22 protein-coding genes are annotated in these 23731 nt (G+C 72.7%); 8 read left to right on the top strand and 14 right to left on the bottom strand.

What is annotated here, in order from left to right:
* Positions 1 to 36 precede the first annotated feature (36 nt).
* On the top strand, positions 37 to 171 hold the full coding sequence (locus tag AB0M08_RS31335; RefSeq protein ID WP_364501000.1) for a hypothetical protein: 135 nt from the start codon (positions 37 to 39) through the stop codon (positions 169 to 171).
* A gap of 48 nt (positions 172 to 219) precedes the next feature.
* On the opposite strand, the gene AB0M08_RS31330 is transcribed toward AB0M08_RS31335, so the two are convergent.
* From AB0M08_RS31330 to AB0M08_RS31275, 12 genes are all read right to left on the bottom strand, one after another.
* A complete protein-coding gene (locus tag AB0M08_RS31330; protein WP_364500997.1) occupies positions 220 to 891 on the bottom strand; it encodes an ABC transporter ATP-binding protein in 672 nt (223 codons plus the stop codon).
* Complete coding sequence (locus AB0M08_RS31325; RefSeq protein ID WP_364500995.1) at positions 888 to 1829, bottom strand: ABC transporter ATP-binding protein; 942 nt, start codon at positions 1827 to 1829, stop codon at positions 888 to 890. The genes AB0M08_RS31330 and AB0M08_RS31325 overlap by 4 nt, the downstream gene beginning before the upstream one ends.
* Before the next feature lies 1 nt (position 1830).
* On the bottom strand, positions 1831 to 4470 hold the full coding sequence (locus tag AB0M08_RS31320) for an ABC transporter permease (protein WP_364500992.1): 2640 nt from the start codon (positions 4468 to 4470) through the stop codon (positions 1831 to 1833).
* Complete coding sequence (locus tag AB0M08_RS31315) at positions 4467 to 7325, bottom strand: ABC transporter permease (RefSeq protein WP_364500989.1); 2859 nt, start codon at positions 7323 to 7325, stop codon at positions 4467 to 4469. The genes AB0M08_RS31320 and AB0M08_RS31315 overlap by 4 nt, the downstream gene beginning before the upstream one ends.
* Positions 7326 to 7413: 88 nt before the next feature.
* Positions 7414 to 9321, bottom strand: a complete 1908-nt coding sequence (locus AB0M08_RS31310) for a hypothetical protein (protein WP_364500986.1) — start codon at positions 9319 to 9321, stop codon at positions 7414 to 7416.
* A 108-nt stretch (positions 9322 to 9429) separates the two neighbouring features.
* The gene (locus AB0M08_RS31305) at positions 9430 to 9900 is read right to left on the bottom strand and encodes a hypothetical protein (protein WP_364500984.1); all 471 of its coding nucleotides are present in this window, start codon (positions 9898 to 9900) and stop codon (positions 9430 to 9432) included.
* Positions 9901 to 9999: 99 nt separating this feature from the next.
* Positions 10000 to 11343, bottom strand: a complete 1344-nt coding sequence (locus AB0M08_RS31300) for a nitrate/nitrite transporter (protein WP_364500981.1) — start codon at positions 11341 to 11343, stop codon at positions 10000 to 10002.
* A 1-nt stretch (position 11344) separates the two neighbouring features.
* On the bottom strand, positions 11345 to 11662 hold the full coding sequence (locus AB0M08_RS31295) for a Rieske 2Fe-2S domain-containing protein (protein WP_364500978.1): 318 nt from the start codon (positions 11660 to 11662) through the stop codon (positions 11345 to 11347).
* On the bottom strand, positions 11659 to 14118 hold the full coding sequence (nirB, locus tag AB0M08_RS31290; protein ID WP_364500976.1) for a nitrite reductase large subunit NirB: 2460 nt from the start codon (positions 14116 to 14118) through the stop codon (positions 11659 to 11661). The genes AB0M08_RS31295 and nirB overlap by 4 nt, the downstream gene beginning before the upstream one ends.
* 105 nt (positions 14119 to 14223) lie before the next feature.
* The gene (locus tag AB0M08_RS31285; protein WP_364500973.1) at positions 14224 to 14880 is read right to left on the bottom strand and encodes a CbiX/SirB N-terminal domain-containing protein; all 657 of its coding nucleotides are present in this window, start codon (positions 14878 to 14880) and stop codon (positions 14224 to 14226) included.
* Between the two features lie 83 nt (positions 14881 to 14963).
* Positions 14964 to 16067 (bottom strand): uroporphyrinogen-III synthase, encoded by a 1104-nt coding sequence (locus AB0M08_RS31280; protein ID WP_364500971.1) that lies wholly within the window; start codon positions 16065 to 16067, stop codon positions 14964 to 14966.
* 148 nt (positions 16068 to 16215) lie between these two features.
* Positions 16216 to 16428: a hypothetical protein gene (locus tag AB0M08_RS31275; protein ID WP_364500969.1), complete on the bottom strand. Its 213-nt coding sequence runs from the start codon at positions 16426 to 16428 to the stop codon at positions 16216 to 16218.
* A 355-nt stretch (positions 16429 to 16783) separates the two neighbouring features.
* On the opposite strand from AB0M08_RS31275, the gene AB0M08_RS31270 reads away from it, so the two are divergent.
* Positions 16784 to 16963, top strand: coding sequence for a hypothetical protein (locus AB0M08_RS31270; protein WP_364500966.1), 180 nt, complete (start codon positions 16784 to 16786; stop codon positions 16961 to 16963).
* On the opposite strand, the gene AB0M08_RS31265 is transcribed toward AB0M08_RS31270, so the two are convergent.
* Both AB0M08_RS31265 and AB0M08_RS31260 read right to left on the bottom strand, forming a co-directional pair.
* Positions 16942 to 17457, bottom strand: a complete 516-nt coding sequence (locus tag AB0M08_RS31265; protein WP_364500963.1) for a hypothetical protein — start codon at positions 17455 to 17457, stop codon at positions 16942 to 16944. The two genes, AB0M08_RS31270 and AB0M08_RS31265, sit on opposite strands and share 22 nt — an antisense overlap.
* Positions 17458 to 17564: 107 nt before the next feature.
* Positions 17565 to 18464, bottom strand: a complete 900-nt coding sequence (locus tag AB0M08_RS31260) for a diiron oxygenase (protein WP_364500961.1) — start codon at positions 18462 to 18464, stop codon at positions 17565 to 17567.
* A gap of 65 nt (positions 18465 to 18529) precedes the next feature.
* Between AB0M08_RS31260 and AB0M08_RS31255 the strand changes: the two genes are divergently transcribed.
* From AB0M08_RS31255 to AB0M08_RS31230, 6 genes are all read left to right on the top strand, one after another.
* On the top strand, positions 18530 to 19210 hold the full coding sequence (locus AB0M08_RS31255; RefSeq protein WP_364500959.1) for a TetR/AcrR family transcriptional regulator: 681 nt from the start codon (positions 18530 to 18532) through the stop codon (positions 19208 to 19210).
* Positions 19200 to 19511 carry a DUF4873 domain-containing protein gene (locus tag AB0M08_RS31250; RefSeq protein ID WP_364500957.1) on the top strand — a complete coding sequence of 104 codons (312 nt, stop codon included), beginning with the start codon at positions 19200 to 19202 and terminating at the stop codon, positions 19509 to 19511. Before AB0M08_RS31255 ends, AB0M08_RS31250 begins: the two co-directional genes overlap by 11 nt.
* Complete coding sequence (locus AB0M08_RS31245) at positions 19508 to 20929, top strand: NAD(P)/FAD-dependent oxidoreductase (RefSeq protein ID WP_364500954.1); 1422 nt, start codon at positions 19508 to 19510, stop codon at positions 20927 to 20929. The genes AB0M08_RS31250 and AB0M08_RS31245 overlap by 4 nt, the downstream gene beginning before the upstream one ends.
* Positions 20930 to 20951: 22 nt before the next feature.
* Positions 20952 to 21827: an SDR family NAD(P)-dependent oxidoreductase gene (locus AB0M08_RS31240; RefSeq protein ID WP_364500951.1), complete on the top strand. Its 876-nt coding sequence runs from the start codon at positions 20952 to 20954 to the stop codon at positions 21825 to 21827.
* Positions 21824 to 22663, top strand: a complete 840-nt coding sequence (locus tag AB0M08_RS31235; protein ID WP_364500948.1) for an alpha/beta fold hydrolase — start codon at positions 21824 to 21826, stop codon at positions 22661 to 22663. Before AB0M08_RS31240 ends, AB0M08_RS31235 begins: the two co-directional genes overlap by 4 nt.
* Positions 22664 to 22895: 232 nt before the next feature.
* On the top strand, positions 22896 to 23480 hold the full coding sequence (locus AB0M08_RS31230) for a hypothetical protein (protein ID WP_364500945.1): 585 nt from the start codon (positions 22896 to 22898) through the stop codon (positions 23478 to 23480).
* Positions 23481 to 23731: the final 251 nt, after the last annotated feature.

Raw genomic sequence — 23731 nt, 5'->3', positions numbered from 1 at the left:
CGACCTTAAACATATGTTGAAGTCAAGATGGGGCTCATGAGCGTGACACGGGCACCGGCCGGATTCACCCGAATCGCCGACACCCTGATCGCCGAGGCGGAGGCCCGGACCGCGGCGCTGAAGGCCTACCTGGAGGAGCTGAAGTCCGGCGGCCGCCTCTGCGAGATGTGAGCCCGCGGCCCCGGAATCCGGGTCCGGCACGTCAGCCGGCCCGGGGGATCAGCCGGCGAGGCGGCCGTCGCGCAGGGTGATGACGCGGTCGGCGCGGTCCATCAGGGCCGGGTCGTGCGTGGCGACCAGGGCGGTCATGCCGCGGGCGTCGACCACGGCGCGGAGCAGGTCCATGATGGCGCGGCCGGTGTCCGAGTCGAGCTGGCCGGTGGGCTCGTCGGCGATCAGCAGCTCGGGGTCGTTGGCGAGGGCGCGGGCCAGGGCGACGCGCTGCTGCTGGCCGCCGGAGAGTTCGCCGGGGCGCTGGGCCGCCTGGCCGCCGAGGCCGACCAGCTCCAGCAGGACCGCGACGCGCTCGTCGCGGGAACGCGGGTCGCGCCTGGCCAGCCGCATCGGGACGCTGACGTTCTCGGCGGCCGACAGGATCGGGATCAGGCCGAACGACTGGAAGACGAAGCCGATGGTGTCCCGGCGCAGTTCGAGGAGATCCTTCTCGGTCGCGGTGGTGACCTCGCGGCCCGCCACCGCGATCGTGCCCCGGGTCGGGCGGTCCAGGCCGCCGATCAGGTTGAGCAGCGTGGTCTTGCCGGCGCCGGAGCGGCCGCGGACCGCGACCAGCTCACCCTTCTCCGCCACGAACGAGACCTCGTCGAGCGCGTGCACGACGCGTTCCCCGCTACCGTAGTCCCGGCCCACCCCGGTGACCTCGACGAGGCTCATCGCTTCTCCTCCGATGATCCGGGACGGACTTCGACGTGGTCGGTCTCGAGGTTCAGACGGACCCGGTCGCGCAGGCTCAGGGCCTCGACGAACGCGGACGGCAGCTGCAACCGCCCGGCGCGGTCGAGGACCGCGTACTCCTCGGTGTGCAGTTCCTCGCTGCCGTCGGCCGCCACGCGCGCGCTGCGGCGTACCTCGGAAGCGGTCTTGCCGTCGCGGATCGCGACCGCGCGGCGGACCTGGCCCGCGACGGCCTTGTCGTGCGTCACCACCACGACCGTGACGCCCAGCTCGGCGTTGACCGTGCGCAGCGCGCCGAAGACCTCGTCGGCGGTCGCCTCGTCGAGCTCGCCGGTCGGCTCGTCGGCGAAGAGCACCTCGGGGTTGTTGGCCAGCGCCACCGCGACCGCGCACCGCTGCTGCTCGCCGCCGCTCATCTCGGCGGGGCGGGCACCGGCCCGATGTCCGACTCCGACCATCTCCAGCAGCTCGTCGGCCCGGTTCTTGGCGCGCTTGCCGGCCAGCCGCATCGGCAGCTCGACGTTCTCCCGCGAGGTCAGGTACGGCAGCAGGTTCCGCGCCGTCTGCTGCCAGACGAAGCCGACGATCCGGCGGCGGTACTCGAGCCGGCGGCGGGCGGTCATGCCGAGCAGGTCGTAACCGGCCACCTTGGCGATCCCGGCGGTCGGCTCGTCGAGCCCGGAGAGGATGTTGAGCATGGTGGACTTGCCCGAGCCGGAGGCGCCCACCACGGCGAGCAGCTCACCCCGGTCCACCACGAGGTCGAGTCCCTGCAGGGCCATCACCTCGACACCTTCGGTACGGAAGATCCGCACCAGGCTGTCGCAGACGATGTGCCCGCGGAGCCGGTCCTCCCCGCCCGCGCGCGCGGCCGCCCGTTCGGCCGCCCTCCGCTCCAGATCGGCGAGATCGGTCATCTCACTGCTCCTCTCCCACCCGCAGCACCGTGCCGAGGCGCAGGCGGCGGTTGGCGACGTTCTCGACGACGAGCGCGGCGGCCACGGCGAGTACCGCGAGGGCCGGCACGCCACCGGCGAACCGGGGGTCCAGGGTGGTGCCGGCGGTCACCCCGGCGGTGAAGCCGTCCAGGCCCAGCGCGGGCCCGATCAGCTCGGGTAGTCCGATTCCGACCAGGGCACCGGCGAGCACGGCCACCCCGATCATCGGGACGATCTCGAAGATCAGCAGGCCCCGGCCCTGTCCGCCGGAGAGGCCCAGCGTCCGCAGCAGCGACAGGATGCGGCCGCGGGCCGGTGCGCCGGCCAGCACGCTGAGCGCGACCGCGCCGAGGGCGAGCGCGGCGGCCGCGGCCAGCCCGGCGGTGAACGTGAAGCTCAGCGCCCCGTAGACGCCGCGCTCCTCCAGCGAGGCCCGGTACGCGGCCCGGGTGGTCACCGTCGCGGGCAGGGTGAGCTGCCACTGCTCGACCGGGTGGCCGCTGACCGAGGCCAGCTGGTCCCGCTGGCTCTCGTCGGCCACCGTGCGCACCCGGGCCTCGTCGAAGCCGGCGCCGCGCACCAGGATCCGGTTCGGCACCAGCGGCTGGTAGTCGGGGATCACCATGGCCTGCCGCGGCAGCACCACGAACCGGCGGGTCCCGGCGGGGAGCCCGGCCACCTGGTCGCGCACGGCGGCCACCCGGAACGCGTACGAGCGGCCCTGCAGCGACACCGACCCGCCGCCGCCGAGCTCGGCCGCGACCTCCGGCGAGACCACCGCGGGGACCACGTCGCCGCGGTCCGCGCCGGAGAGCGCGACGGGCAGGTCCAGCCCGGGGGTGGTGGCGTCGACCACCATGGCGAGCGCCTGCACGATGGTGACCCGGTCGTCGGCGCGGATGCTGGACCCGGGTTCCAGGGTCATCGTGGCCGCCCCGGTCACGCCGGGCACCCCGGCGACCCGCTCGGCGGCGTCCCCGGTGAAGTAGTGGCCGGTGACCAGGGCGTCGGCCGGCACGGTCAGCTCGGCGGCGCGGTCCCGGGCGTGGTCGACGGTGCTGGTCACGGTGCCGGTGAAGAGGCCGGTCGCGATCGCCACCACCAGCACGGCGAGCGGGCCGGAGCGCAGCGGTGCGCCACGCCCGGCACCGGCGAGGCCGAGGAAGGCGACCGCGCCGCGGGCCCGCGCGGCGAGGCGCCCGGCCCCGCGCAGGACGAACGGGACGATCCGCAACGCCAGGATCGAGACCGCGAGGGCGGCCAGGATCGGCGCGATGATCAGGTACGGGTCCACCCCGGCCCCGGTGTCCAGCCCTCGCCGCCGCAGCAGGTAGAGGCCGCCGGCGGCGAGCAGCACCAGGAAACCCTCGGCGGTGAGCCGGCGCGCCGACGGCCGGATCGCCGCGGCGTCCGCCCGGTGCCCGGAGAACGCGGGGCGCCGGGCACCGTACGCGGCGAAGACCGGCACCGCCAGGGTGGCGAGCACGGCCGCCCCGGCGACGAGCAGCGGTTCCAGGGTGTCCGGGCGGCCGGGGACCCGGGTCCCGGCGAGCCAGCCCGCGGCGACGGCGGGCGGCACCACCAGCAGGGACTCGCGCAGGGTCCGGGCGAAGACCGTCCGGACCGCAGCGCCCCGCGCCCGGAGCAGCGTGAACTCGGCGCGCCGGCGGTCGGCCGCGAGCCCGGCGGCGAGCAGGATCAGCCCGGCGACGGTGGCCAGGATGCCGGCCCGCACCACGGCGAGCAGCGCCTCGACGCCGCGGACCTGCTGGTCGAATTCGGCCAGCGTGAGGTCGAGGCTGCTCTGCAGCACGGTTCCGTCCGGCGGGGTGCGCCGGGCCCGGGCCACCGCGGTGGTGAGCACGTTCACGTCGGCGGCGGTCAGCCGCCGCTCGTCGAGCCGGTACCGGAAGTGGTCGTCGAGGTCGCCGAGCCGCGCGCCCGCCACGGCCGCGCCGCTCTGGTCGGTCAGCAGGGTGATCTGGTACCGGAGCCCTTCGAGCGGGTCCGGGCAGGCGACCTGGGCGGACTGCTGGTCGGCCCAGATCGGCGCGGCGGCGTCCCGCGCGGTGAAGAGGCCGACCAGGGTGAGCTCGGTGGCGCCGTACCGGCCGGTCAGCGTGAGCCGGTCCCCGACGGCGAGGCCGGCCGCCGCGGCCTGGTCGGTGCGGACCATCACCTCGGCCGTGGAGCGGGACTGCGGGGCGCGGCCCTCGGTGACCTGGACGGCCTCGTCGATGCCGGACTCGTAGCGCAGGTCGGCCTGGTCGGGGCAGGTCGCCGGGGCCTTGCCGGCGTACCCGATGTCGGACTTCTCGCTGCCCGCGATGTACCAGGCGTCGCCGACCAGCCGGGGCAGCGGCTCCGCCAGGTCCGCCCGGATCTCGCCGAGCCGGTCCTGGGCGGTGACGCCGCTGGTGACGCCGATCCGTTTGCGGGTGACGAAGGTGAGGTCCCGGGCGCTGGAGCCGAGGGCCGCGATGTCGCCGCGGAGACCGGTGTCGGTGCGCTCGTCGGCGTACCGGACCGGGCCGGAGACCAGGAACGCGGCGAGCAGCGCCAGCGCACCGAGCAGCGCGAACTGCCCGGCGAAGGCTCGTACCCGGCGAAGGGTCCTCATTGGTCGGCCCCCAGTCGCAGGCGGGTCGCGGGCAGGCGGCGGGTCGCCGAGGCGGCGGTCGTCGCGCTGACCGCGAGGGCGATCACCACCAGCAGCACCGCGCTGCCCACCGTCCTCCCCCAGGCGATCTCCGGTACCGCGTCGGGTACCGGGCGGCCGGCCGACGGGGTCAGCACCAGCAGCGGCGCCATCACCGAGGAGACCACCAGCCCGACGCCGAGCCCGGCGAGCGAGCCGAGCCCGGCCAGGAACGCCTGCTCGACCACGAGCGAGCGGGCCAGCAGCCGGGGGCCGGCACCGAGCGTGTGCAGCACGGCGAGCTCGACCGACCGGTGCCGCGCGGTGGCCCGGGCGTCGGCGGCGATGCCCGCGGCGGCCAGCAGCACCGCGCCGAACGCCGCCACGAAGAGCGCCACCCGGGCCGCGTCGCCGAACGGGTCGCTGGTCTCCCGCTGGTCGAGGACCTCGACGCCGGAGAGCTCGCCCAGTCCCCCGGGATGCCCGCTGATCCACCACTCGCCGGTGCCGTGCACGATGCCGTACCCCTCGAAGAGCCGCTCGTCGAGCGCGGTCCGGTCGGCCAGGATCGCCGCCGCGCCGGTGGTGCCGGGGATCCGGTCGACGACCGCGACCACGGTGACGCTGACCGAGGCCCCGCCGACCGGCAGCGTGCCGGTCGCGCCCAGCGCCGCGCGCGCCGCCGCGGTGACCGCGATCGGCACCGGGGTGGCCGAGACCGGCCGGGAGACCGCGAAGTCGCCGGGCGCGTCGGTGCCGACCCGCTGCCAGGTGTCCTGCTGGCCGGTGATCCGCCAGTCCAGGTAGCGCTGGTCGCCGCCGTCCACCAGGAACCCGATCAGCCCGGCGCCGGAGGCCGCGACGGTGAGCGGCGCGCCGTCGTCGCTGACGCCGAGGTCGGCGTGCCGGCCGCCGGTGTAGACCGCGGTGGTCCGGACCGGCCCGCCGGTCGTGATGATCGTGCCGGGGCGCAGCGACGCGGTGTCCGACGCGACCGGGAAGCGGGCGAGCAGCGCCGACGGCGGGCCGCCGGTCGCGTCGTCCCGGGCCTGCACCACCCCGGCCGCCGCGGCGGTGTCCAGGGCGACCAGTTCGGCGGGGTCCTGGCCGGCGGTGAGCGGCACGCTGTCCCGCCAGGCCGGCAGCACCTGCCGTACGCCGGTCAGCCCGGCCAGTTCGGCGGCCCGGCCGGTGGGTGCGGTGCCGCCGGTCTCGACCAGCCGGACGTCCGCGCCGACCCGCTGGACGGCCTGGTCGGCCCGGGACTGCTGGGCGGTCGCGGCGAGACACCAGGAGACGGTCGCGGCGGCGACGGCGAGCGCCAGCATCACCATCGGGCCGGCGTGCGAGCGGCGGCCCGCCTGCCAGGTGCCGAGCAGCGCGGCGCGGGCCACGCCGGTGTTCAGCCGGGCGGCGGCGAACCGGGCGACCGGCGGGAGCAGGCGTACCGCGACGACCGCCCCGGTCAGCACGCCGAGCGTGGGGGCGGCGGCGAGCAGCGGGTCGATGCCGAGCCCGCCCGCGCCGACCGGCGCCGAGTACTGCCGCAGCTGCAGCCAGCCGAGCACCGCGAGGGCGACCACGACCAGGTCGAGCCCGGCGCGGCGCAGCATCGGCAGGCGCTTGCGGCCCGCGGTCTCGGCGACGTACGTGCCACCCCGGCGCAGCGCGGGCGCGGTCAGCGCGAGCAGCCCGCCGAGCACCGCGAGCCCACCGGCCAGCCAGACCGCCGGGGTCAGCGTGGTCTCCCCGGCGGTGCCGCCGAGCGGCAGCGTCCGGAGCAGCAGCACCGCGAGCGGCGGCGCGAGCAGCCCGGCGGGCAGCAGCAGGCCGAACGCCTCGACGGCGGCCAGCCGGGCGAGCTGGCGGCGGGAGGCGCCGCGGGCCCGCAGCAGCGCGGTCTCGCCCCGGCGGGACTCGGCGAGTAGCGCCGCGACCAGCGAGAGCGCGTAGCCGCCGAGGACCACCACGAGCAGCATCGGGGTGACCAGCGTGGAGCGGCGGACCAGGTCGGCGCGGGCCAGCCGGTCGGCGAGCGCGGGCAGCCCGGTGGTCACCGTGGCGGAGGTGCCGAGGCCGGTGCTCTCCGGCAGGTCCGCGCCGGTCGCGGTGATCGCCGCCGCGGTCGTGGTCAGCGTGTCCAGGGAGGCGCCGGCCAGGTCCGGGCGGACCAGCCATCCGGCCGAGCCGTCGGCCACCAGCCGTCCGGTTCCGCCCAGCACGAGGGGGCCGTACGTGGCGGTCTGCCCGGTCCGGCCGCTGAACACGTCGGGGACGAGGAGCCAGTACGGGTCGCCGGTGTCCCGGGCGCGCCACACGCCGGTGACCCGCAGCGGCACCACCTTCCCGGTCCGCCGGTCGGTCAGCCGCAGGGTCTCTCCGCTGGTCACGCCGAGGGTCTTGGCGGCCGCGGCGGCGAGCGCGACGTCCCGCTCCCCCGCCGGCCAGGCGCCCGAGGTCAGCTCGGCGTGCTGGCCGAGGTCGTCCAGCGCGGTCAGGTCGGCGTAGACGACACCGTCGGCGTCGGGTACCGCGCTTCCGGCCTTGTCCGTGAACGCCCAGCCGGAGCCGTACCGTGCGGCGCTCACCGTCGCGGGCGCGTAGGCCGCGCGGACCTTGCGGTCGCGCTCGGCGAGCTCGGCGCCGCCCGCCCCGTGGACCAGCACGGATCTCTCCGCCGGGTCGGCCGCGGCGATCGCGTCGCGCATGCCGGTCTCGGCCGCCTTCTCCGCGTACGCCGTGAGTCCCGCCAGGAGCAGCACCGCCGCGATCATCACGGCGGCCGCCGCGGCGAGCAGTCCCCGGGCAGCCCCCGCCCGCCTGAGGATCAGCGCCATCCGCGCCCCGCTGTGACCATGCGCGGGATCTTGCCAGATGAGACGGCGCGCCGGTGTCCCGCACCGGCGCGCCGTTCCCCTCCTCTCCCTACGGCGTGCCGCGCGGGCCCTCGGCGTCGAGAGTGTCGACGAACGCGGGCGTCTCGTCCGCGTCCGGGATCCGGCGGGCGTCCGCCGCCTCGGCCGCGATCTGCGCCTGGACCTCGGCGGTCGCCGCGGACGGGATGCCCGCGACCGTGGCGTAGGCCTTCGCCGCGTACGCGTACGCACCCGGGTAGTCGTGCGCCGCGAACGCCGCCTTCGCCTTGCCCAGCAGCCTGTCCGCGTACGAGAGAGCGCTGTCGCCCTTGCCCTTGGGCACGGTGGCGGCGATCCGCGAGGCGGCCGACCAGTAGGCGGCGGTCAGGAACCGGTCGCTGTTGTCCCGGTCGAACTGGCTGAAGTCCCAGTTCAGGTCGATGTAGCTCATCATGGTGTTGTTCTCGTCGCCGACGTTGGCGTAGTAGAAGTCGCCGGTCGCCTCGTAGTCCACGCCGGTGGTGCTGTCGTAGCCGTCGTGCGGGTGGGACATGCCCAGGTGGTGGCCGACCTCGTGGATCTGGGTGGTGGTCAGGCCGTACCCGCTGGTGACGACCTCGGGCGAGACGAACGAGAAGACGTACGACTGGTCGCCGGTGGTGTAGTCGTCGTCGGCGTACCCGAGCGCCGGCACGCCGATGCCCTCGTTCACCGCGTAGTTGAAGACCGGCACCTCGTAGTCGACGGTTCCCGCGTCGTCCAGTACGCCGTCCAGGTGGTCCCGGTTGTAGAGGTAGAGGTTGGCGAAGGCCGGGTAGCCGGTCTCCGGGTAGCACGACTCGTCGGCCAGCTCGCCCAGGTAGCAGGCCTCGTTCTCGGCCGTGTACGCCAGATCCTGCTGGTCCTCACTGAACACGTTCCGCGGCCGCAGCTCGGAGAGCTCCTGGGTGACCAGGTCCGGCTTGATGTACGCGGCAGCCGCGTCCACGCCGTCCCAGCCCTGGTAGGTGTTGCTGTCCACATCGATGCTGTCCGGCAGCGGGTTCGCGCCGGGCATCTCCACCGGGTAGAGCGGCGACGTGGTCATCAGCAGGTTCAGCGCGACGTACCGGGTGATCAGGCTGAGGTCGCCGGCCAGCTTCGACGGGTCGCGGAAGCCGCCCTTCACGTACTCCCAGGTGGCCGGCATCCGGTAGTCGTCCACGCCGTCGCCGTCCAGGTCCGCGTCGTCCACGTCGTAGTTGCCGGTCCACGCCTCCGGCCCGGCGGAGAGGTCGTGGAACCAGACCCGCCGGGTGCTGCCCAGACCGGTCTCCTCGTCGTCGGCGGTGGTGCCGCCCCAGGCGATCAGCTTGCGGCTGTCCCGCTCGGCGCCGAAGTCGTAGCCGGTGTCCGGGTCCGGCTCACCGATCTTGGTGTAGACGTGGAACCTGAAGTCGGACCGGCCGTACCAGTTGATCAGGAAGACCGTGTCCTGCCGGGTGTCCACCCCGGACGGCGGGTGCAGGGCCAGCCACTTCTCCACGCTGGGCGCGTCGATGGTGTAGTTCTCGGTGACGTCCAGGACGTTGTTCTCCTGGTCGTTGTACGCCTCCTGGTACGCCGTCAGCGGCGCCGGGGCGGCCAGCTTCGTCAACTGCCCGAAGAAGCGGTTCTGGTAGTCGGCGCTCGCGTACGAGAGCTTGTAGTCGTAGGTGTACCTGATGCCGAGCTTCTCGGTGACGCCGTAGAGGAGCCGCGAGCGGACCACCGGCTCGTAGCTCTTCGCCAGGCCCTTGAGGTATCCGTTCGCGCTCACCTGCTGCGGCGAGTAGCCGAGGAAGACCACGTTGACCGGTACCTTCTCGGTCAGGACGGGCCCGCCGCCGTGCTTCAGGTGGTCCAGCCGGGGCCCGGCGGCAGCGGCGCCGGCGGGTCCCGCCGAGGCCGCCATCAGTGCCGCGACGAGCGCCGTGATGAAGGGGGTTCGCCATCTCATGCGGACACGCTGCCATCCACGATCGACGATGGGAAGACCGTCGATGTAACGGCGACCGCGACGACCGGGGGCCGCACTCCGTACGGGAGTGCGGCCCCCGGGCCTGGATCAGTACCAGTAGTAGTACGAGCGGCCGGCGCCGGAGAAGGCCGCGGCGAAGCTCGCGGCGTAGCCGCCGTAGTAGCTGCTCGTCAGGTAGCCACTCGCCAGCAGACCGGAACCGATCACGCCGAGGCCCGGCCGGTAGCCGAGACTGCCGGAGCCGCTCCAGCTCGCCCAGCCGCGCGGGTAGACGTTGAGGACGTAGCTGCCCGCCCGGAGCCCGGCGCGGACCGGCGCGCACTGGTAGCTGTACCAGTACCGCTGATTGCCGTTGGTGCCGACCCGGCGGCACTGCGCCGAGGTGTTGTAGAAGCCCGCGACCTGCGGGTTGTACCAGCCGAGGCCGGCGTCGGACCGGTCGCCGGCGGCACCGGACGCGTCACCGGCCGGAGCCGCGGCCGCCGGGCCCGCCGTGATGGCGAGACCGGCGGCGGCCGCCAGTCCCGTCATCACGGCCGCGCGGATCACCCTGCTCATGGAACCACCTTTTCCGAAAAAATCGGTTTTAATCGGACAAAAGTGATCCTAGGGGCGATAGTACGTCGATCATGGGAGGGACACGTACTGGATGGGGGGTCAGACCGCGATGGTCTTCCGGACGCCCGGCCGGAGGTAGACCGCCCAGGTCACGAGCACACAGAGGGCGTAGAAGCCGATGAAGGCCAGGTACGCCGCATCGGCCTCCTTCGTCGCCAGGAACGACTGCCGGAAGGCCAGGTTGACCAGCACCCCGCCGACCGCACCGATCGCACCGGCGATGCCGATCACCGCGCCGGAGATCCGCCGCGCCTGGTGCTCGTCGTCCGCGTACTTCGCCTTGAAGATCGCCGGGATCATCTTGTACGTCGAGCCGTTGCCGAGCCCGCTGAGCACGAAGAGCGTGATGAAGCCGGCGATGTAGAGCGGCAGCGACCTCTGCTGCGCCGCGATCAGCACGATCGACGCGCCCACCGCCATCGCGATGAAGTTGACGAAGGTGACCCGCGCCCCGCCGAGCCGGTCGGCGAGCGCCCCGCCGACCGGCCGGATCAGCGAGCCGAGCAGCGGGCCGAGGAAGGTCAGGTACGCGGCCTTGATCGGGGTGTCGAACTGGGTGGCGAACTGCACCTGCAGCACCTGGCCGAACGCGAACCCGAAGCCGATGAACGAGCCGAACGTGCCGATGTAGAGCAGCGACATCACCCAGGTGTGCCCCTCCTTGACGGCGTCCCGCATGCCGCGCTTCTCGTTGCGGGCCTGGGAGAGGTTGTCCATCCAGACCGCCGAGCCGAGGGTGGCGAGCACGATCAGCGGGATGTAGATGCCGGCCACGATCCCCGGGTGCCCGGCGCCGAAGACCGCCAGGGTGAAGAGGCCGACCAGCTGCACCGCCGCCACGCCGATGTTGCCGCCGCCGGCGTTGATGCCGAGTGCCCAGCCCTTGTACCGGTTCGGGAAGAAGGCGTTGATGTTCGCCATCGACGAGGCGAAGTTGCCGCCGCCGACGCCCGCGGTCGCCGCCAGGATCAGCAGCGTGGTGAACGAGACGCCCGGCTCGACCAGCAGCGCGATCAGGATCGACGGGATGAGCAGCAGCGAGGCGCTGACGATCGTCCAGTTGCGGCCGCCGAACCGGGCCACCGCGAAGGTGTACGGGATCCGCAGACCCGCCCCGACCAGCGTGGGCACCGCGGTGAGCAGGAACTTCTGGGCCGGGTCGAAGCCGTACGCCGGGCCCAGGAAGAGCACCATCACCGACCAGAGCGACCACACCGAGAAGCCGATGTGCTCGGAGAAGATCGAGAAGATCAGGTTGCGCTTGGCGATCCTCGCGCCCCCGTTCGCCCAGAACGTGGGGTCCTCGGGATTCCAGTCGTCGATCCAGTGGCCGCCGAGGGTCTTCGACGACGGGCGGTCCACGGCAACAGCGGTAGCGGTCATGTCACTCTCCCAGAAGGATGCGACCCGCGTCTTCCCGCACCGGGTAGACGTTGATCGGGGGCTGGCCGGACTGGGAACACCCGGTGGCGAGGTTCCACGCGTTGAGGTGCAGCGGGCACAGAACGACGTCGTCGTCGATCTGGCCGTCGGCGAGCGGGCCGCCCTTGTGGGGGCAGACGGCGGAGACCGCACGCAGGGAGCCGTCCCGGAGGCGGAAGACGGCGATCATCTCCCCGTTCACGGCGTAGGTGCGTCCCTCGCCGGACGGGATCTCGGAGACGAGACCGAGGACGGTCTCTTCGATCGGGGTGATGGTCATGAGCGCACCGGAACCTGGGGGAGGACGGTCAGGGGGAGGGAGGTGCGGAACTGGCCGGGCGTGACCGGTTCGGCACGCTCCTTCCAGGGGTCCTTGTAGGCCTGCACGGCCTCCTCGACGGCCGCGTCGAGGGCGGCGGCGATGCCGTCGGAGTCCTCCACGACGATCTCCCGGATCCGGTCGACGCCGATCCGCGGCACGAACGAGTAGGTCCGCTCCAGCCAGTTCGCGTTCTCGCGGTAGTACTGCAGGAAACGCCCGGTCAGCCGGATGACCTCCTCGGCCGTCTCCACCGTGGTGAGCAGGTCGCCCTTGCGGATGTGGGCGCCGGCCGCGCCGCCGACGTAGATCTCCCACTTCCCGCCGTCGATCGCGACGACACCCAGGTCCTTGACGTACGCCTCGGCGCAGTTCCGCGGGCACCCGGTGACCGCGAGCTTCATCTTGCCGGGGCCCTCCAGTCCCTGGTAACGCTCCTCCAGGGCGATGCCGAGCGCGGTGGAGTCGCCCACCCCGAACCGGCAGAAGTCCGACCCGACGCAGGTCTTGACGGTCCGGAAGCTCTTCGCGTACGCGTAACCGGAGGGCATGTCCAGGTCCGCCCACATCGCCGGGAGCTGCTCCTTCGGCACGCCGAGCAGGTCGATCCGCTGGCCGCCGGTGAGCTTCACCATCGGGACGTCGTACTTCTCCGCCACGTCGGCGATCTTGCGGAGCTGGGCCGGGGTGGTGACGCCGCCCTTCATCTGCGGTACCACCGAGAACGTGCCGTCGCGCTGGATGTTGGCGTGCACCCGGTCGTTGATGAACCGGGCGTCCCGCTCGTCCTCGTACTCGGCGCCCCACATCATCTTGAGCAGGCTGGCCAGGCCCATCTTGCTCTTCGCGTCCGGCTTCTGGCCCGGGGTCAGCATGGCGAAGACCGACGACACGCTCTTCAGCTCGTGCCGGCGGACCGCCGCCATCAGCTCGGGCTTGGGCATCGGGACACCCGGGACGTACCAGGAGGCGGCGGGATCCTCCTCCGCGGCGCCGCCGTTCGCCCACTCGACGATCCGCTGCACGAGGGGCTTGCAGGTGCCGCAGCCCTTGCCCGCGCGGGTCCGGTCCATCACCCCGCTGACCGTGCCGCAGCCGCCCGCGACCACGCCGCAGATGGTGCCCTTGCTGACCCCGTTGCAGTTGCAGACCTGGGCGTCGTCGGGCATCTCGGCGGGCGACACCTCGCCGGCCGGGCCGCCGATGTCGAAGATCAGCTCGGAGCGCTCCTCGGGGAGCGTGCTGCCCCGCTCGAAGTGCTGGATCAGCGAGGCCGCCTTGCTGTTGTCGCCGACCAGGACCGCGCCGACCAGCACGTCCTCCCGGATGATCAGCTGCTTGTAGACGCCCTTGCGCGGCTCGTTGTAGACGATCACCTCGTCCTCGTCGTGCTCCGGCGCGATCAGGCCCATCGAGGCCACGTCGATGCCGGCCACCTTGAGCTTGGTGGAGAGCTTCGATCCGGTGTACGCGACCGCGGTGGTCCCGGTGATGTGGTCGGCGAGCACCTTCGCCTGCTCCCAGAGCGGGGCGACCAGGCCGTACAGGAAGCCGCGGTGCTGGGCGCACTCCCCGACCGAGTAGACGTCCTCCTGGCCCTGCACCCGCATCTGGTCGTCGACCACGATGCCGCGCTCGACCGGGAGGCCGCTCGCCGCCGCCATCTCGGTGTTCGGCCGGATGCCGGCGGCGATCACCACGACGTCGCACGGGATCTCCCGGCCGTCGGCCAGCCGTACCCCGGTGACCTTCTCCTTACCGAGGATCTCGGTGGTCATCGCGTTGGTGATCACGTCGATGCCGAGCTTGTTCTCGACGCTGGCCTGCAGCATCTGCCCGGCCTTCGGGTCGAGCTGCCGCTCCATCAGGTGGCCCATCGCGTGCAGCAGGGTCACGTGCTCCACGTGGTTCTGCAGGCCGCGTGCCGCCTCCAGCCCGAGCAGGCCGCCGCCGATCACCACGGCCCGCTCGGCCCGGCGGGCGTACGTGATCATCCGCCGGGTGTCGTCGAGCGTGCGGAACGCGAAGACGCCCTGGTGGTAGCCGCGCTTCGGGTTGTGCACGTTCTTCATCGGCGGCGTCCACGAGTAGCTGCCGGTCGCGATGATCAGCCGGTCGTACGGGGTGACCCCGCCCCGGTCGTCGTGGACCGTCCGCGCCGCGGTGTCGATCCGCTCGACCTTCACCCCGGCGTTCAGCGTGATGCCGTTCTCCGCGTACCACGCGAGATCGTTGAGGAAGATGCCCTCCTCGGTCTCCACCCCGGCGAGGAGGTTGGAGAGCATGATCCGGTTGTAGTTGCCGTACGGCTCGTCGCCGAACATGGTGACTGTGAAGTCACCGCCACGGGCGAGGATCTCCTCGACCGTCCGGGCGCCGGCCATTCCGTTGCCGATCACGACAAGTCTCTGTGACATGTCAGGAGCTCCCTTCACCGTGCCCTGCACCGGCACTGAGGGAACTCTGTCGGCCCGGGGTTAACCCCATCGACCACTTACGGTGACGCTGTTGTTCGCAATTCCCTACATCGCCGCGGTCGCTGTTGTGAGGAGCCGCGCGCTGTCGAACCGGCGCAGCACCAGGTCGGCGACGGCCGGGTCGTGGCAGAGCGGCGGGGTCACGTGATCCGCGCCGGCCGTGTGCAGCGAGCGGTAGAACAGCCCCTCGGCCAGCAGGTACGCGCCGATCGCGATCTTCCGGGCCCCCTGCCGCCGCAGCTGCGCGACGACGTCGGGCACCCGGGGGCCGCTGCCGGAGACGTAGCCGATCCGGGCGTTCAGGCGGCCCGCGACCTCCTCCACGTCGGCCCGCCACGCCGGGTCCGAGGAGCCGGCCGCGGCCAGCACCACGGCGTCCGCGGCGGGCAGCGTCCGGGTCAGGCTCTCCAGCAGCACCGGGTCCGGGCCGAGCGGGCCGGTCACCGGGATGTCCGTGCCGGCCACCGCCTCCGCGATGTCCACCCGGACGTGGTAGCCGGCCGAGAGCAGCAGCGGGACCACGACGGCGTCACCGAGGGTGGGCACGACGTCGGCGACCTTGGGCTCCTGCACGTCGACGTAGCAGAGCCGGACGTCCAGGCCGGGGCGGCGCCGGGCCACCGCGGCGGCGAGGTCCTGCAGCTGGCGACGGCCGGCGGCGGAGCGGGTGCCGTGCGCGACGGCGATCAGGGTGGGGTTCATGTCTGCCTCCTGGCATGGGCGTCACTGAGGGCGCGGCCCGGCAAGGCATCAGGCTCCGCATTCACATACTTTTTCGGGACTCGTCAGGCTGCTTCATCCACACGCAGGCGGTAGCCGCGCTTGATCACCGTCTCGATGTGCCGGCCGGAACCGAGCGCCGCCCGCAGCCGGGCCACCGCGACGTCCACCGCGTGCCCGTCGTTGCCGCGGGGCAGGGTCGCCGCCAGCTGCTCCTTGGAGACCACCGCGCCGGGGCGCTTCGCCAGCGAGGCCAGGATCGCCATCGCGGCCGGGGCCAGCCCGTGGAGCACGTCGTCGATCAGCACGGCGTGACCGCGGACCTCGAGCACCGAACCGGCGACCCGGAGCCGCGTCGCCCGGCGGGGAAGCTCGTCGGTGACCGTCTTGATCAGCGCGCCGAGGCGGTAGCGCTCCGGCATCACCAGCGGGATGTCCCGCTCGGCCAGCGGCGCCGCGGTCACCGGCCCGACGCAGGCCGCGAGGGTCGTACCGTTCCGGAAGGGGGTCGCGATGTCCGCCGCCTTCTCCTCCGCCAGGGCCAGGAACGCCTTCACCGCGGGCGCACTGGTGAAGGTCACCGCGTCGATCTGCCCCGCCGCCACCTGATCGATCAGGCGTTTCACCGGCGCGGTGTCCGGCGGCATCGCCCAGCGGTAGACCGGCACCTCGACGACCGCCGCCCCGGCCGAGCGCAGCGCGTTCACGAACGCGGTCTGCGGCTCGCCGTGCTCCTGCACCACGATCCGCAGCCCGGCGACGCCCTCGTCGAGCAGCCGCTGGAGCACCTCCTCGGAGGACTCGGTCTTGGCCGCCCACACCTCGGTCAGCCCGGCCGCGCGGATCGCCCCGCACGGCTTCGGCCCGCGCGCCACGATCCGCGCCCCGCTGAGCACCGTACGCAGCGCGTCCGCGAGACCCCAGCCCTCGGCCGCCTCCAGCCAGCCGCGGAACCCGAACCCGGTGGTCGCCACGACCAGGTGCGGTTCCAGCCCGATGCAGGCGCTGGTCGCCGCGTGCAGCGCCTCGTCGTCGATCAGCGGGATGATCGTGATGGCCGGCGCGCTGACCACCCGCGCCCCGCGCCGCTCCAGCAGCGCCGCCATCTCACTCCGCCGCCGCTCCGCGGTGACCGCCACGGTGAAGCCGGCCAGTGCCCCTTCGGTCATCCCGACTCCATCCGCCACCGGCCCCTAGCACCGCCATCCTTGTCGCTAGAAGAGTCCTAAGACCTGATTTCGGAACCGGCGCGGGTTTGTTTCCGCCCTGATAACGCCGGGTCACTTCCCCGCCCATCGGCGTTGTGACCAGCCAGGATCAGTCTTCCGGGTGTTCCTTCTCGTAGAGCGACCCGGTCACCCCGAGGATCCCCCGCAGCTCCTTGATCAGATGAAACGCCGCGATCCGCCCGTCCAGCAGCCCGACCCGGTAGTCCGCCCCCACCTCCGGGTCCTCCGCGATCTGCGGATCCCGGTGCCCCGCAGCCCCGTCCACCCGCCCGGCGTTGTAGGCCACCAGTGCGTCGTCCATCGTTCCCTCATCCCGTACGCGAGAAAGTTGCGCGCCCATCTCACCCGTACGGCGGCCCCGCGCCCATCCCCCGTCAGCCCGGCCTTCTCCACCTCCCGGCCGCCCGTACTCCCCCACCCGTCCCCCGCACACCGGCAACCGAGCCGAAACCTCCCCGCACCCGTGCGACCTCCGTCACCCCCGCCCTCGGCTGGCCCTGAGAGGTGTGTCCAGCCCCCGAGACACCCGCCAGCACCAGCCAGGACCTGACGCCCACGCTCCCGGCTGGCCCTGAGGGGTGTGTCCAGCCCCCGAGACACCCCTCACCACCAGCCGCGCCGGCCCGGCTGGCGTCCACGCCGGGAATCCGCGCCTCATGACGTGCACCAGCGCCAGCCGGGCCGACGCCGCGGGCTCGCCCGGCGAGCCGAAGCGGCGGACGGCGGACGGCGGACGGCGGGCGGCGGACGGCGGACGGCGGACGGCGGACGGCGGACGGCGGGCGGCGGGCGGCGGGCGGCGGGCGGCGGCGGGTCAGTCCTCGTGGAGTGGGTAGGCGTGCATGTCGGGCGGGTTGTCGTCGACGCCCAGGGCGCGCAGGTCGGCACCCGTGAACGTCGAGCCGGCGCGGTCGCCCAGGAAGACCGTGAGCAGGGCGTCGAGGATGTCCCGGTGGTCGTCGCGGAGTTCGCCGGTGCGGTGCTGGAGACGGCTGCTCGCCTCGAGCACCCGGGAACCCGGCTCGCCCGCGTCCTCCAGCCTCTGCAGGAGCGGCCCCGCGTCGAGGAAGCCCGACCACGGCGTGGAGACCGCCAGCATCGAGCGTACGGTCGTCTCGAAGAGCAGGAACAGCGACCGGTGCGCGGCCAGTCCCTCCCGGGTCAACCGGATCTCGAACAGCCGCTCCAGGCCGTCGCGGAGCGACTCGCGGTGGGCGTGCAGCGCGTCGTTGTAGGCGCTGGCGTCCACCAGGTAGCCCTTCCGCCACCCGTCCTGCGCCTCCAGGTAGGCCTGGATCAGGTCGCCACGCCGGTAGATCCGCTCTTCCATGATCATGAATGGTAGGCGCAGACCGGAGAGAAGACGGCAGGCGCGGACCGGGAAGGAGACGGCAGGCGTAGACGGGTGGGAAGGCGGAAAGCGCGGACCGGGAGGGATCAGCGGGGCAGCAGTCCGGACGCCTTCCACAGGGCGGCGCCGGGGCCGCCGATCAGGTCCAGCTCGGTCAGGAACGCGACCACCCGCTCGCCGGCCCAGCGCATCGTCTCCCGGTGGTGCGGGTTCGCCCGGGCGGCGCGCACCCCCTCGGCCGGGGAGATGCCGACCGCCTGGTAGACGCGCGGATCGATCAGCCGGCGGCCGGTCAGGTACGCCGCCCGCCCGATCACCACCTTGTCGAAGGCGAGCCGCCCCCGCCCCGCCGCGCGGATCTGCCGGGCCAGCTCCTCGCGGGCGTACCGGACGTGCCGGGCCTCCTCGACCACGTGGATCCGGGAGACCATCCGGACCAACGGCTGGACGTCCTCGCTCGCCATCGCCTCGCGCTGCAGGGTGTCCAGGATCTCCTCGGCGATCAGGATGGCGGCGTACATCCGCGGTCCGGTGGCGGTGTGCGCGATCCACGTGCCGAGCGCCTGGTTGATCCCGTCGGGGCGGTAGACCGGGGTGCCGAGACGGGCGATCATCCGGCCGAACATCACCGAGTGGCGGCACTCGTCGGCGATCTCGGTCAGCGCGTACTGGGAATGGGCCTGGGTGGGGTCCTCCTTGAAGTAACCCCGGATCAGCAGCTGCATCAGGATCGTCTCGAACCAGACGCCGAGGCCGGCGATGCTGGCCACCTCGTGCTTGGTGAGCTCGATGCGCTGCTGTTCGGAGAGGCGCTCCCAGAGCGCGGTGCCGTAGAGGCTGGACCGGTGCGGCGGGACGAAGTACTTCCCCTCGACGAACGGGGCGTCCCAGTCGATCTCGACCTCCGGGTCGTAGGAGTGCTCGGCCGAGGAGCGCAGCAGCCGGGTGGCCGTGCGTTCCCGGTCCGACGGCGTGACGGTCGTCATGGCGAACCTCCAGGAGAAGGGCCTGGTACTTGACGTTACCGGCGGTAACAGTTACTTCTAGTACTATGAACTCGGTCACTCCCCCCGTCAACACCGACGGCCGCCGCGGTCGATGGGACGGCCATCGCGAGCAGCGCCGCGCGGAGCTCACCGCGGCCGCCATAGAGGCGATCCGGCAGAACGGGCCGGAGATCGGCATGGAGGCGATCGCCGCGCACGCCGGGGTGAGCAAGCCGGTGCTGTACCGGTACTTCGCCGACAAGTCGGAGCTGTGGCTCGCGGTCGGGCAGCAGGCCGGGGCGATGGTGCTGGAGGCGATGATCCCGGCGGTCACCGAGGTCCGGGAGGAGCGGGCCGCGATCGCCGCCGCGATAGACGTCTACCTGGCGCATATCGAGGGCGATCTCAACCTGTACCGGTTCGTGGTGCACCAGCCCGACATCACCCGGCACCGGGACGTGGTCGCCGACGTGATGGGCACCGTGGCGAGCGGCCTGGCCCGGATCTTCGGCGATCGGCTGCGCGCCCGTGGCCTGGACTCCGGTGCCTCGTTGCCGTGGGCGTACGGCGTGGTCGGTTACGTCCAGTCGGTCGGCGACTGGTGGCTCCGCCAGCAGCAGCCGATCAGCCGCGAGGCGCTCGGCGAGTACCTGACGACGTTCCTCTGGGGCGGCATCGCGGGGATCACCCGCGCGGCCGACCTCCCCGGGGGTCTCCAGGAGGGGTGGGCGATGCATGGCGACTGACGAGCAGGAGTACCGCGGACCGGCGGTCCTCCGGGTAGCAGACCAGGACATCGAGGTGACGGTGCGGATGTCCGCTCATTTCGAACCGATCGAGGGCCGCTTCCGCTGGGCCGGGCGCACGAACCCGATCGACGACCTGCGCGAACGGGTGGGCAACGGCCTCCGCAAGGCGGCCATCACCATCCCCGGTTCCCCGGAGACGCCGGTCAAGCTCGGCGACCCCGACCCCTGGGGCGGCGTCCGCATCACCGGCGCCGGCACCCCGCCCTGGTTTCCCGCGAGCGAGGGAGTGCACTCGTGACCCACGTCGACGTCCTGATCATCGGCGCCGGGCTCTCCGGCATCGGCGCCGCCTGGCGTCTCCAGCGGCAGCGCCCCGGGGACACGTACGCGATCCTCGAGGCGCGCGACGCGATCGGCGGCACCTGGGATCTGTTCCGCTACCCCGGCGTGCGATCCGACTCGGACATGTTCACGCTCAGCTACCCGTTCCGCCCGTGGCGCGAGCCGGAGTCGCTGGCGTCCGGCGCCAAGATCCGCCGGTACATCGAGGACACCGCCGCCGAGGCGGACATAACGCGGAACATCTTCTTCGGCGCGAAGGTCGCCAGCGCCGACTGGTCCAGCGAAAGCGGATATTGGACGGTGAAAACCGAGAAAGGCGACACCTACACCGCCCGCTTCCTGTACGCCTGCACCGGCTATTACAGCTACACCGAGGGCTACCAACCCGACTACCCCGGACTCGGCGACTACCGGGGCCGCCTGGTCCACCCCCAGTTCTGGCCCGAGAACCTCGACTACGCCGGCAAGAAGGTGGTGATCATCGGGAGTGGCGCGACGGCGGTCACCCTGGTCCCGGCGATGGCCGAGAGCGCGGCGCACGTGACCATGCTGCAGCGCTCCCCGACGTACGTCCTCCCGCTCCCGAACCGCGACGGGATCGCCGACCTGGCCCGCCGGCTCCTGCCGCCCGGGGCGGCGAACCGCGTCGCCCGCGCCAAGAACGTGCTGGCCTCGCAGCTCTTCTACCAGCTGGCCCGGCACCGGCCGAGGGTCGTGCGCCGGGTCCTGCGCGGGATCGCGACGCGTTTCCTGAAGGACGAGGAGTACGTCGACCGGCACTTCAAGCCCCGGTACGACCCGTGGGACCAGCGGCTCTGCGTGATCCCCGGCGGTGATCTCTTCCAGTCGATCCGGGACGGGCACGCCTCGGTGGTGACCGACCACATCGACACGTTCGTCCCGGAGGGCATCCGGCTGGCGTCCGGCGAGACCCTGGACGCCGACATCGTCGTCTCGGCGACCGGCCTGTCGCTGCTGCCGTGCGGCGGCATCGAGGTCAGCATGGACGGCGAGAACGTGAAGATCGCCGACCGGGCCGCGTACCGGGGGCTGATGCTCTCCGGGGTGCCGAACCTGGCGTACTGCATCGGCTACGTCAACGCCTCCTGGACGCTGCGCGCCGACCTCTCGCACCGGTACGTGCTCAAGCTGCTCGGCCACATGGAGCGCACCGGCGTCACCGTCGCCACGCCGCGGAGCCCGGACGGAGAGGGCCGCCCGCTGCTCGACCTCTCCTCGGGATACGTGCAGCGCGCGCTCGACCGGTTCCCCCGGCAGGGCGTCCGCGACCCCTGGCTGGTGCGGCAGAACTACCTGCGCGACGTCGTCTCCACCCCGCGCGCCGACGTCACCCAGGACATGGATTTCCACTGATCCGACATTGAAGGGCGGTCCCGTGTCCCGTCTCCCCTCCTACCGGTTCGCCGGTCGTACGGCCGTGCTCACCGGAGCGGCCAGCGGCATCGGCGAGCAACTCGCCTACGGCCTGGCCCACCGCGGCGCGCACCTCGTCCTGATCGACGTCGACGAGGACCGCCTCCAGCCGGTCGCCACCCGGATCCGCCACGCCCACCCGGCGATCACCGTCGAGACCATCGTGGCCGATCTCGCCGACCGGGCCGCGGTCGAGGGCGTCGCCACCCGCGTCCTCGCCGAGCATCCCGCGATCGGCCTGCTGATCAACAACGCCGGGATCGCGCTCGGCGGCCGCTTCGACCAGGTCGGCGTCGAGCAGTTCGAGAAGGTCATGAACGTGAACTTCCGGGCGCCGCTACTGCTCACCCACGCCCTGCTGCCCGCGCTCAAGGCCGAGCCGGGCAGCCACCTGGTGAACGTCTCCAGCCTCTTCGGACTGATCGCGCCGCCCGGGCAGAGCGCCTACTGCGCGAGCAAATTCGCTCTCCGCGGACTCAGCGAGGCGTTGCGCGGCGAATTGGCGGACGATGCCATCGGCGTCACCACGGTGCATCCCGGAGGCATCCGCACCCGCATCGCCGAGAGTGCCCTGGTCGGGACGAACGTACCGGAAAGCGATGTGGAACCGAACCGCAAGCTCTTCGCCGCGCTGCTCAGCTTCCCACCGGAGAAGGCCGCGGAACTGATCCTCGGGGCCGTCGCGAAGCGCAGGGCCCGCCTGCTCATCGCGGTCAGCGCCAAGGCGCCCGACCTTCTCGCCCGGCTCCTGCCGGTCGGTCACGCCCGCATCGTGCGAACACTGACGTCCGTCTCGGTCAAGGCCGCCGGGAGGCAGAAGGCGAGTGCCACGCGATGAATTTCATCAAAGTACGCTCCACGAGCATCCGTCTCCACTCAACAGGCGATCCGTCGGCGCCTCCGGTGGTGCTCCTGCACGGCATCGGACGCAGCCTGGAGGACTGGTCGCCGCAACACTCGCGTTTCGAGAGCGATTACCGGGTGATCAGTATCGACATGCCGGGATTCGGGCTCTCCGGGCGGATGCCGGAGACCACCACGCTCCCGGTGCTGGCGGACGCCGTCTGGGCGACGCTCGACGCGCTCGGCGAGACCCGCCCGGTCCACCTGATGGGCAACTCGCTCGGCGGCGCCGTCTCGATGACCATGCTGGCCGCCGCACCGGACCGGGTCGCCACGCTGACCCTGGTGAACAGCGCCGGGTTCGGCCGGGAGGTGACGATGGCGCTGCGCATCCTCGCCCTGCCCGGCCTCGGGAAGCAGATGCTGCGGCACATCGACAGGCACACCGCGCCCCGGGTCGAGCGCACCCTCTTCGCCGACCGCGCCCTGGTCACCCCGGAACGCGTCGAGATGGCCATCCGGATCGCCCGCCAGCCGGACTTCGCCCCGGTCTACCTGGAGATCGCCAGGGCCCTCGGCGGATTCCGGGGCATCGCGGCCCCGTGGCGCACCGAACTGCTCGCGTCGGTCACCCCGCACGTCAAGCCCACGATGATCGTCTGGGGCGACCGCGACGCGATCCTCCCGAGCCACCACCTGACCGCGGCCCGTACGGCGTTCCCGCACGCCCAGTCCCACCTGTTCCCGCGCACCGGCCACATGCCCCAGATCGAACGCCCCGACGAGTTCGCCGCCCTGATCCACCCGATGCTCGCCTCCGTCCCCGCTTGACCCTGTCCCGCCTGACCCCTGTCCCGCTTGACCCCTGTCCCGCTTCACCCCGGGCCCGTTTGACCCTGAGCCCGCCTGACCCCGGGCCCCGCTTGACCCTGGGCCCGCGCCGCTCTCCCGGGCGGGCCTTCTCGGTCACGGTGGAGGTTGGCACGTCGTCCGAGCTGTCGGGTTGTGGCGTCCTCCTCCCGAGGTGTTGCGGTCCGGGGGCCGCGCCCGATCACATGAAGGGATGCGCAGAGGCACCCTCCTGATCGCCGGGATGCTGGCCGTGACGGCCGCCGGTTGCGGCACCACCGAACCGGCGGCCCACCCGTCCCCCGAGGCCGCGCCACCCGTGGTCTCCTCCTCCCCCGTCCTGGAGTCGAACGGCTCCGCCCGGGTGACCGTCCTCGACGGCTCGGGGGCGGTCCCACCCGGTGCCGGGCTGCCCGCGGTCTCGGTGAGCGCGGCACCCCTCGGCCGTACCCAGGACATCCGCACGCCGGACCTCGCCGCGAAGGTCACCGTCTCGCTCGGCTGGTCACCCGCGGACGAGGCCGGCGACCCGGCGTACGTGATCGACGTGTCGGTCCGGGTCCAGCGCGGCACCTGGCAGTTCGGCCCGTCCCTGGTCCGGCTCCGCTACGCCGGCGGCACCGAGAGCGGCCCGATCGAGGGCGGCTCCTCCCCGGCCGGCGGCATGACCCTGCACACCGGCGCGGCGACGACGTGGCACATCCCGTACGAGCACTCGGCCGGCGTCGGCATCGGCCAGGGCGCCACCATCATCGTCGTCGACGAGTCCGGCACCGTGCTCGCCACCTGGACCACGTAAACCCGTTACCCGTTACCCGGGGCCACGCGCGGCACGAACAGCGCGGACCGGGCGACGCGAACACACGAACAGCACGGATCGGGCCGTGGGTGCACCCGAACGGCGCGGGTCGGGCCGTGGGTGCACCCGAACGGCGCGGGTCGGGCGGCGGATGTGCACGATCAGCCGGGTTCAGGGGCTGCGGGTGCACACGAAACAATAAAGAGTGAACCCCCCGCCCCCCCAGGGGCGCCCCCAAGACACCCGCGGCC

This window comes from Actinoplanes sp. NPDC051851 (assembly GCF_040681165.1).
Classification (GTDB): Bacteria; Actinomycetota; Actinomycetes; order Mycobacteriales; family Micromonosporaceae; genus Actinoplanes.
This window is presented reverse-complemented; position numbering and strand designations above follow the sequence as displayed.

What these genes read in the sequence shown, in the direction of transcription:
- AB0M08_RS31335 (WP_364501000.1), top strand. Translation starts at nt 37, where the DNA reads ATGAGCGTGACACGGGCACCGGCCGGATTCACCCGAATCGCCGACACC.
- AB0M08_RS31330 (WP_364500997.1), bottom strand. Translation starts at nt 891, where the DNA reads ATGAGCCTCGTCGAGGTCACCGGGGTGGGCCGGGACTACGGTAGCGGG.
- AB0M08_RS31325 (WP_364500995.1), bottom strand. Translation starts at nt 1,829, where the DNA reads ATGACCGATCTCGCCGATCTGGAGCGGAGGGCGGCCGAACGGGCGGCC.
- AB0M08_RS31320 (WP_364500992.1), bottom strand. Translation starts at nt 4,470, where the DNA reads ATGAGGACCCTTCGCCGGGTACGAGCCTTCGCCGGGCAGTTCGCGCTG.
- AB0M08_RS31315 (WP_364500989.1), bottom strand. Translation starts at nt 7,325, where the DNA reads ATGGCGCTGATCCTCAGGCGGGCGGGGGCTGCCCGGGGACTGCTCGCC.
- AB0M08_RS31310 (WP_364500986.1), bottom strand. Translation starts at nt 9,321, where the DNA reads ATGAGATGGCGAACCCCCTTCATCACGGCGCTCGTCGCGGCACTGATG.
- AB0M08_RS31305 (WP_364500984.1), bottom strand. Translation starts at nt 9,900, where the DNA reads ATGAGCAGGGTGATCCGCGCGGCCGTGATGACGGGACTGGCGGCCGCC.
- AB0M08_RS31300 (WP_364500981.1), bottom strand. Translation starts at nt 11,343, where the DNA reads ATGACCGCTACCGCTGTTGCCGTGGACCGCCCGTCGTCGAAGACCCTC.
- AB0M08_RS31295 (WP_364500978.1), bottom strand. Translation starts at nt 11,662, where the DNA reads ATGACCATCACCCCGATCGAAGAGACCGTCCTCGGTCTCGTCTCCGAG.
- nirB (WP_364500976.1), bottom strand. Translation starts at nt 14,118, where the DNA reads ATGTCACAGAGACTTGTCGTGATCGGCAACGGAATGGCCGGCGCCCGG.
- AB0M08_RS31285 (WP_364500973.1), bottom strand. Translation starts at nt 14,880, where the DNA reads ATGAACCCCACCCTGATCGCCGTCGCGCACGGCACCCGCTCCGCCGCC.
- AB0M08_RS31280 (WP_364500971.1), bottom strand. Translation starts at nt 16,067, where the DNA reads ATGACCGAAGGGGCACTGGCCGGCTTCACCGTGGCGGTCACCGCGGAG.
- AB0M08_RS31275 (WP_364500969.1), bottom strand. Translation starts at nt 16,428, where the DNA reads ATGGACGACGCACTGGTGGCCTACAACGCCGGGCGGGTGGACGGGGCT.
- AB0M08_RS31270 (WP_364500966.1), top strand. Translation starts at nt 16,784, where the DNA reads ATGACGTGCACCAGCGCCAGCCGGGCCGACGCCGCGGGCTCGCCCGGC.
- AB0M08_RS31265 (WP_364500963.1), bottom strand. Translation starts at nt 17,457, where the DNA reads ATGGAAGAGCGGATCTACCGGCGTGGCGACCTGATCCAGGCCTACCTG.
- AB0M08_RS31260 (WP_364500961.1), bottom strand. Translation starts at nt 18,464, where the DNA reads ATGACGACCGTCACGCCGTCGGACCGGGAACGCACGGCCACCCGGCTG.
- AB0M08_RS31255 (WP_364500959.1), top strand. Translation starts at nt 18,530, where the DNA reads ATGAACTCGGTCACTCCCCCCGTCAACACCGACGGCCGCCGCGGTCGA.
- AB0M08_RS31250 (WP_364500957.1), top strand. Translation starts at nt 19,200, where the DNA reads ATGGCGACTGACGAGCAGGAGTACCGCGGACCGGCGGTCCTCCGGGTA.
- AB0M08_RS31235 (WP_364500948.1), top strand. Translation starts at nt 21,824, where the DNA reads ATGAATTTCATCAAAGTACGCTCCACGAGCATCCGTCTCCACTCAACA.
- AB0M08_RS31230 (WP_364500945.1), top strand. Translation starts at nt 22,896, where the DNA reads ATGCGCAGAGGCACCCTCCTGATCGCCGGGATGCTGGCCGTGACGGCC.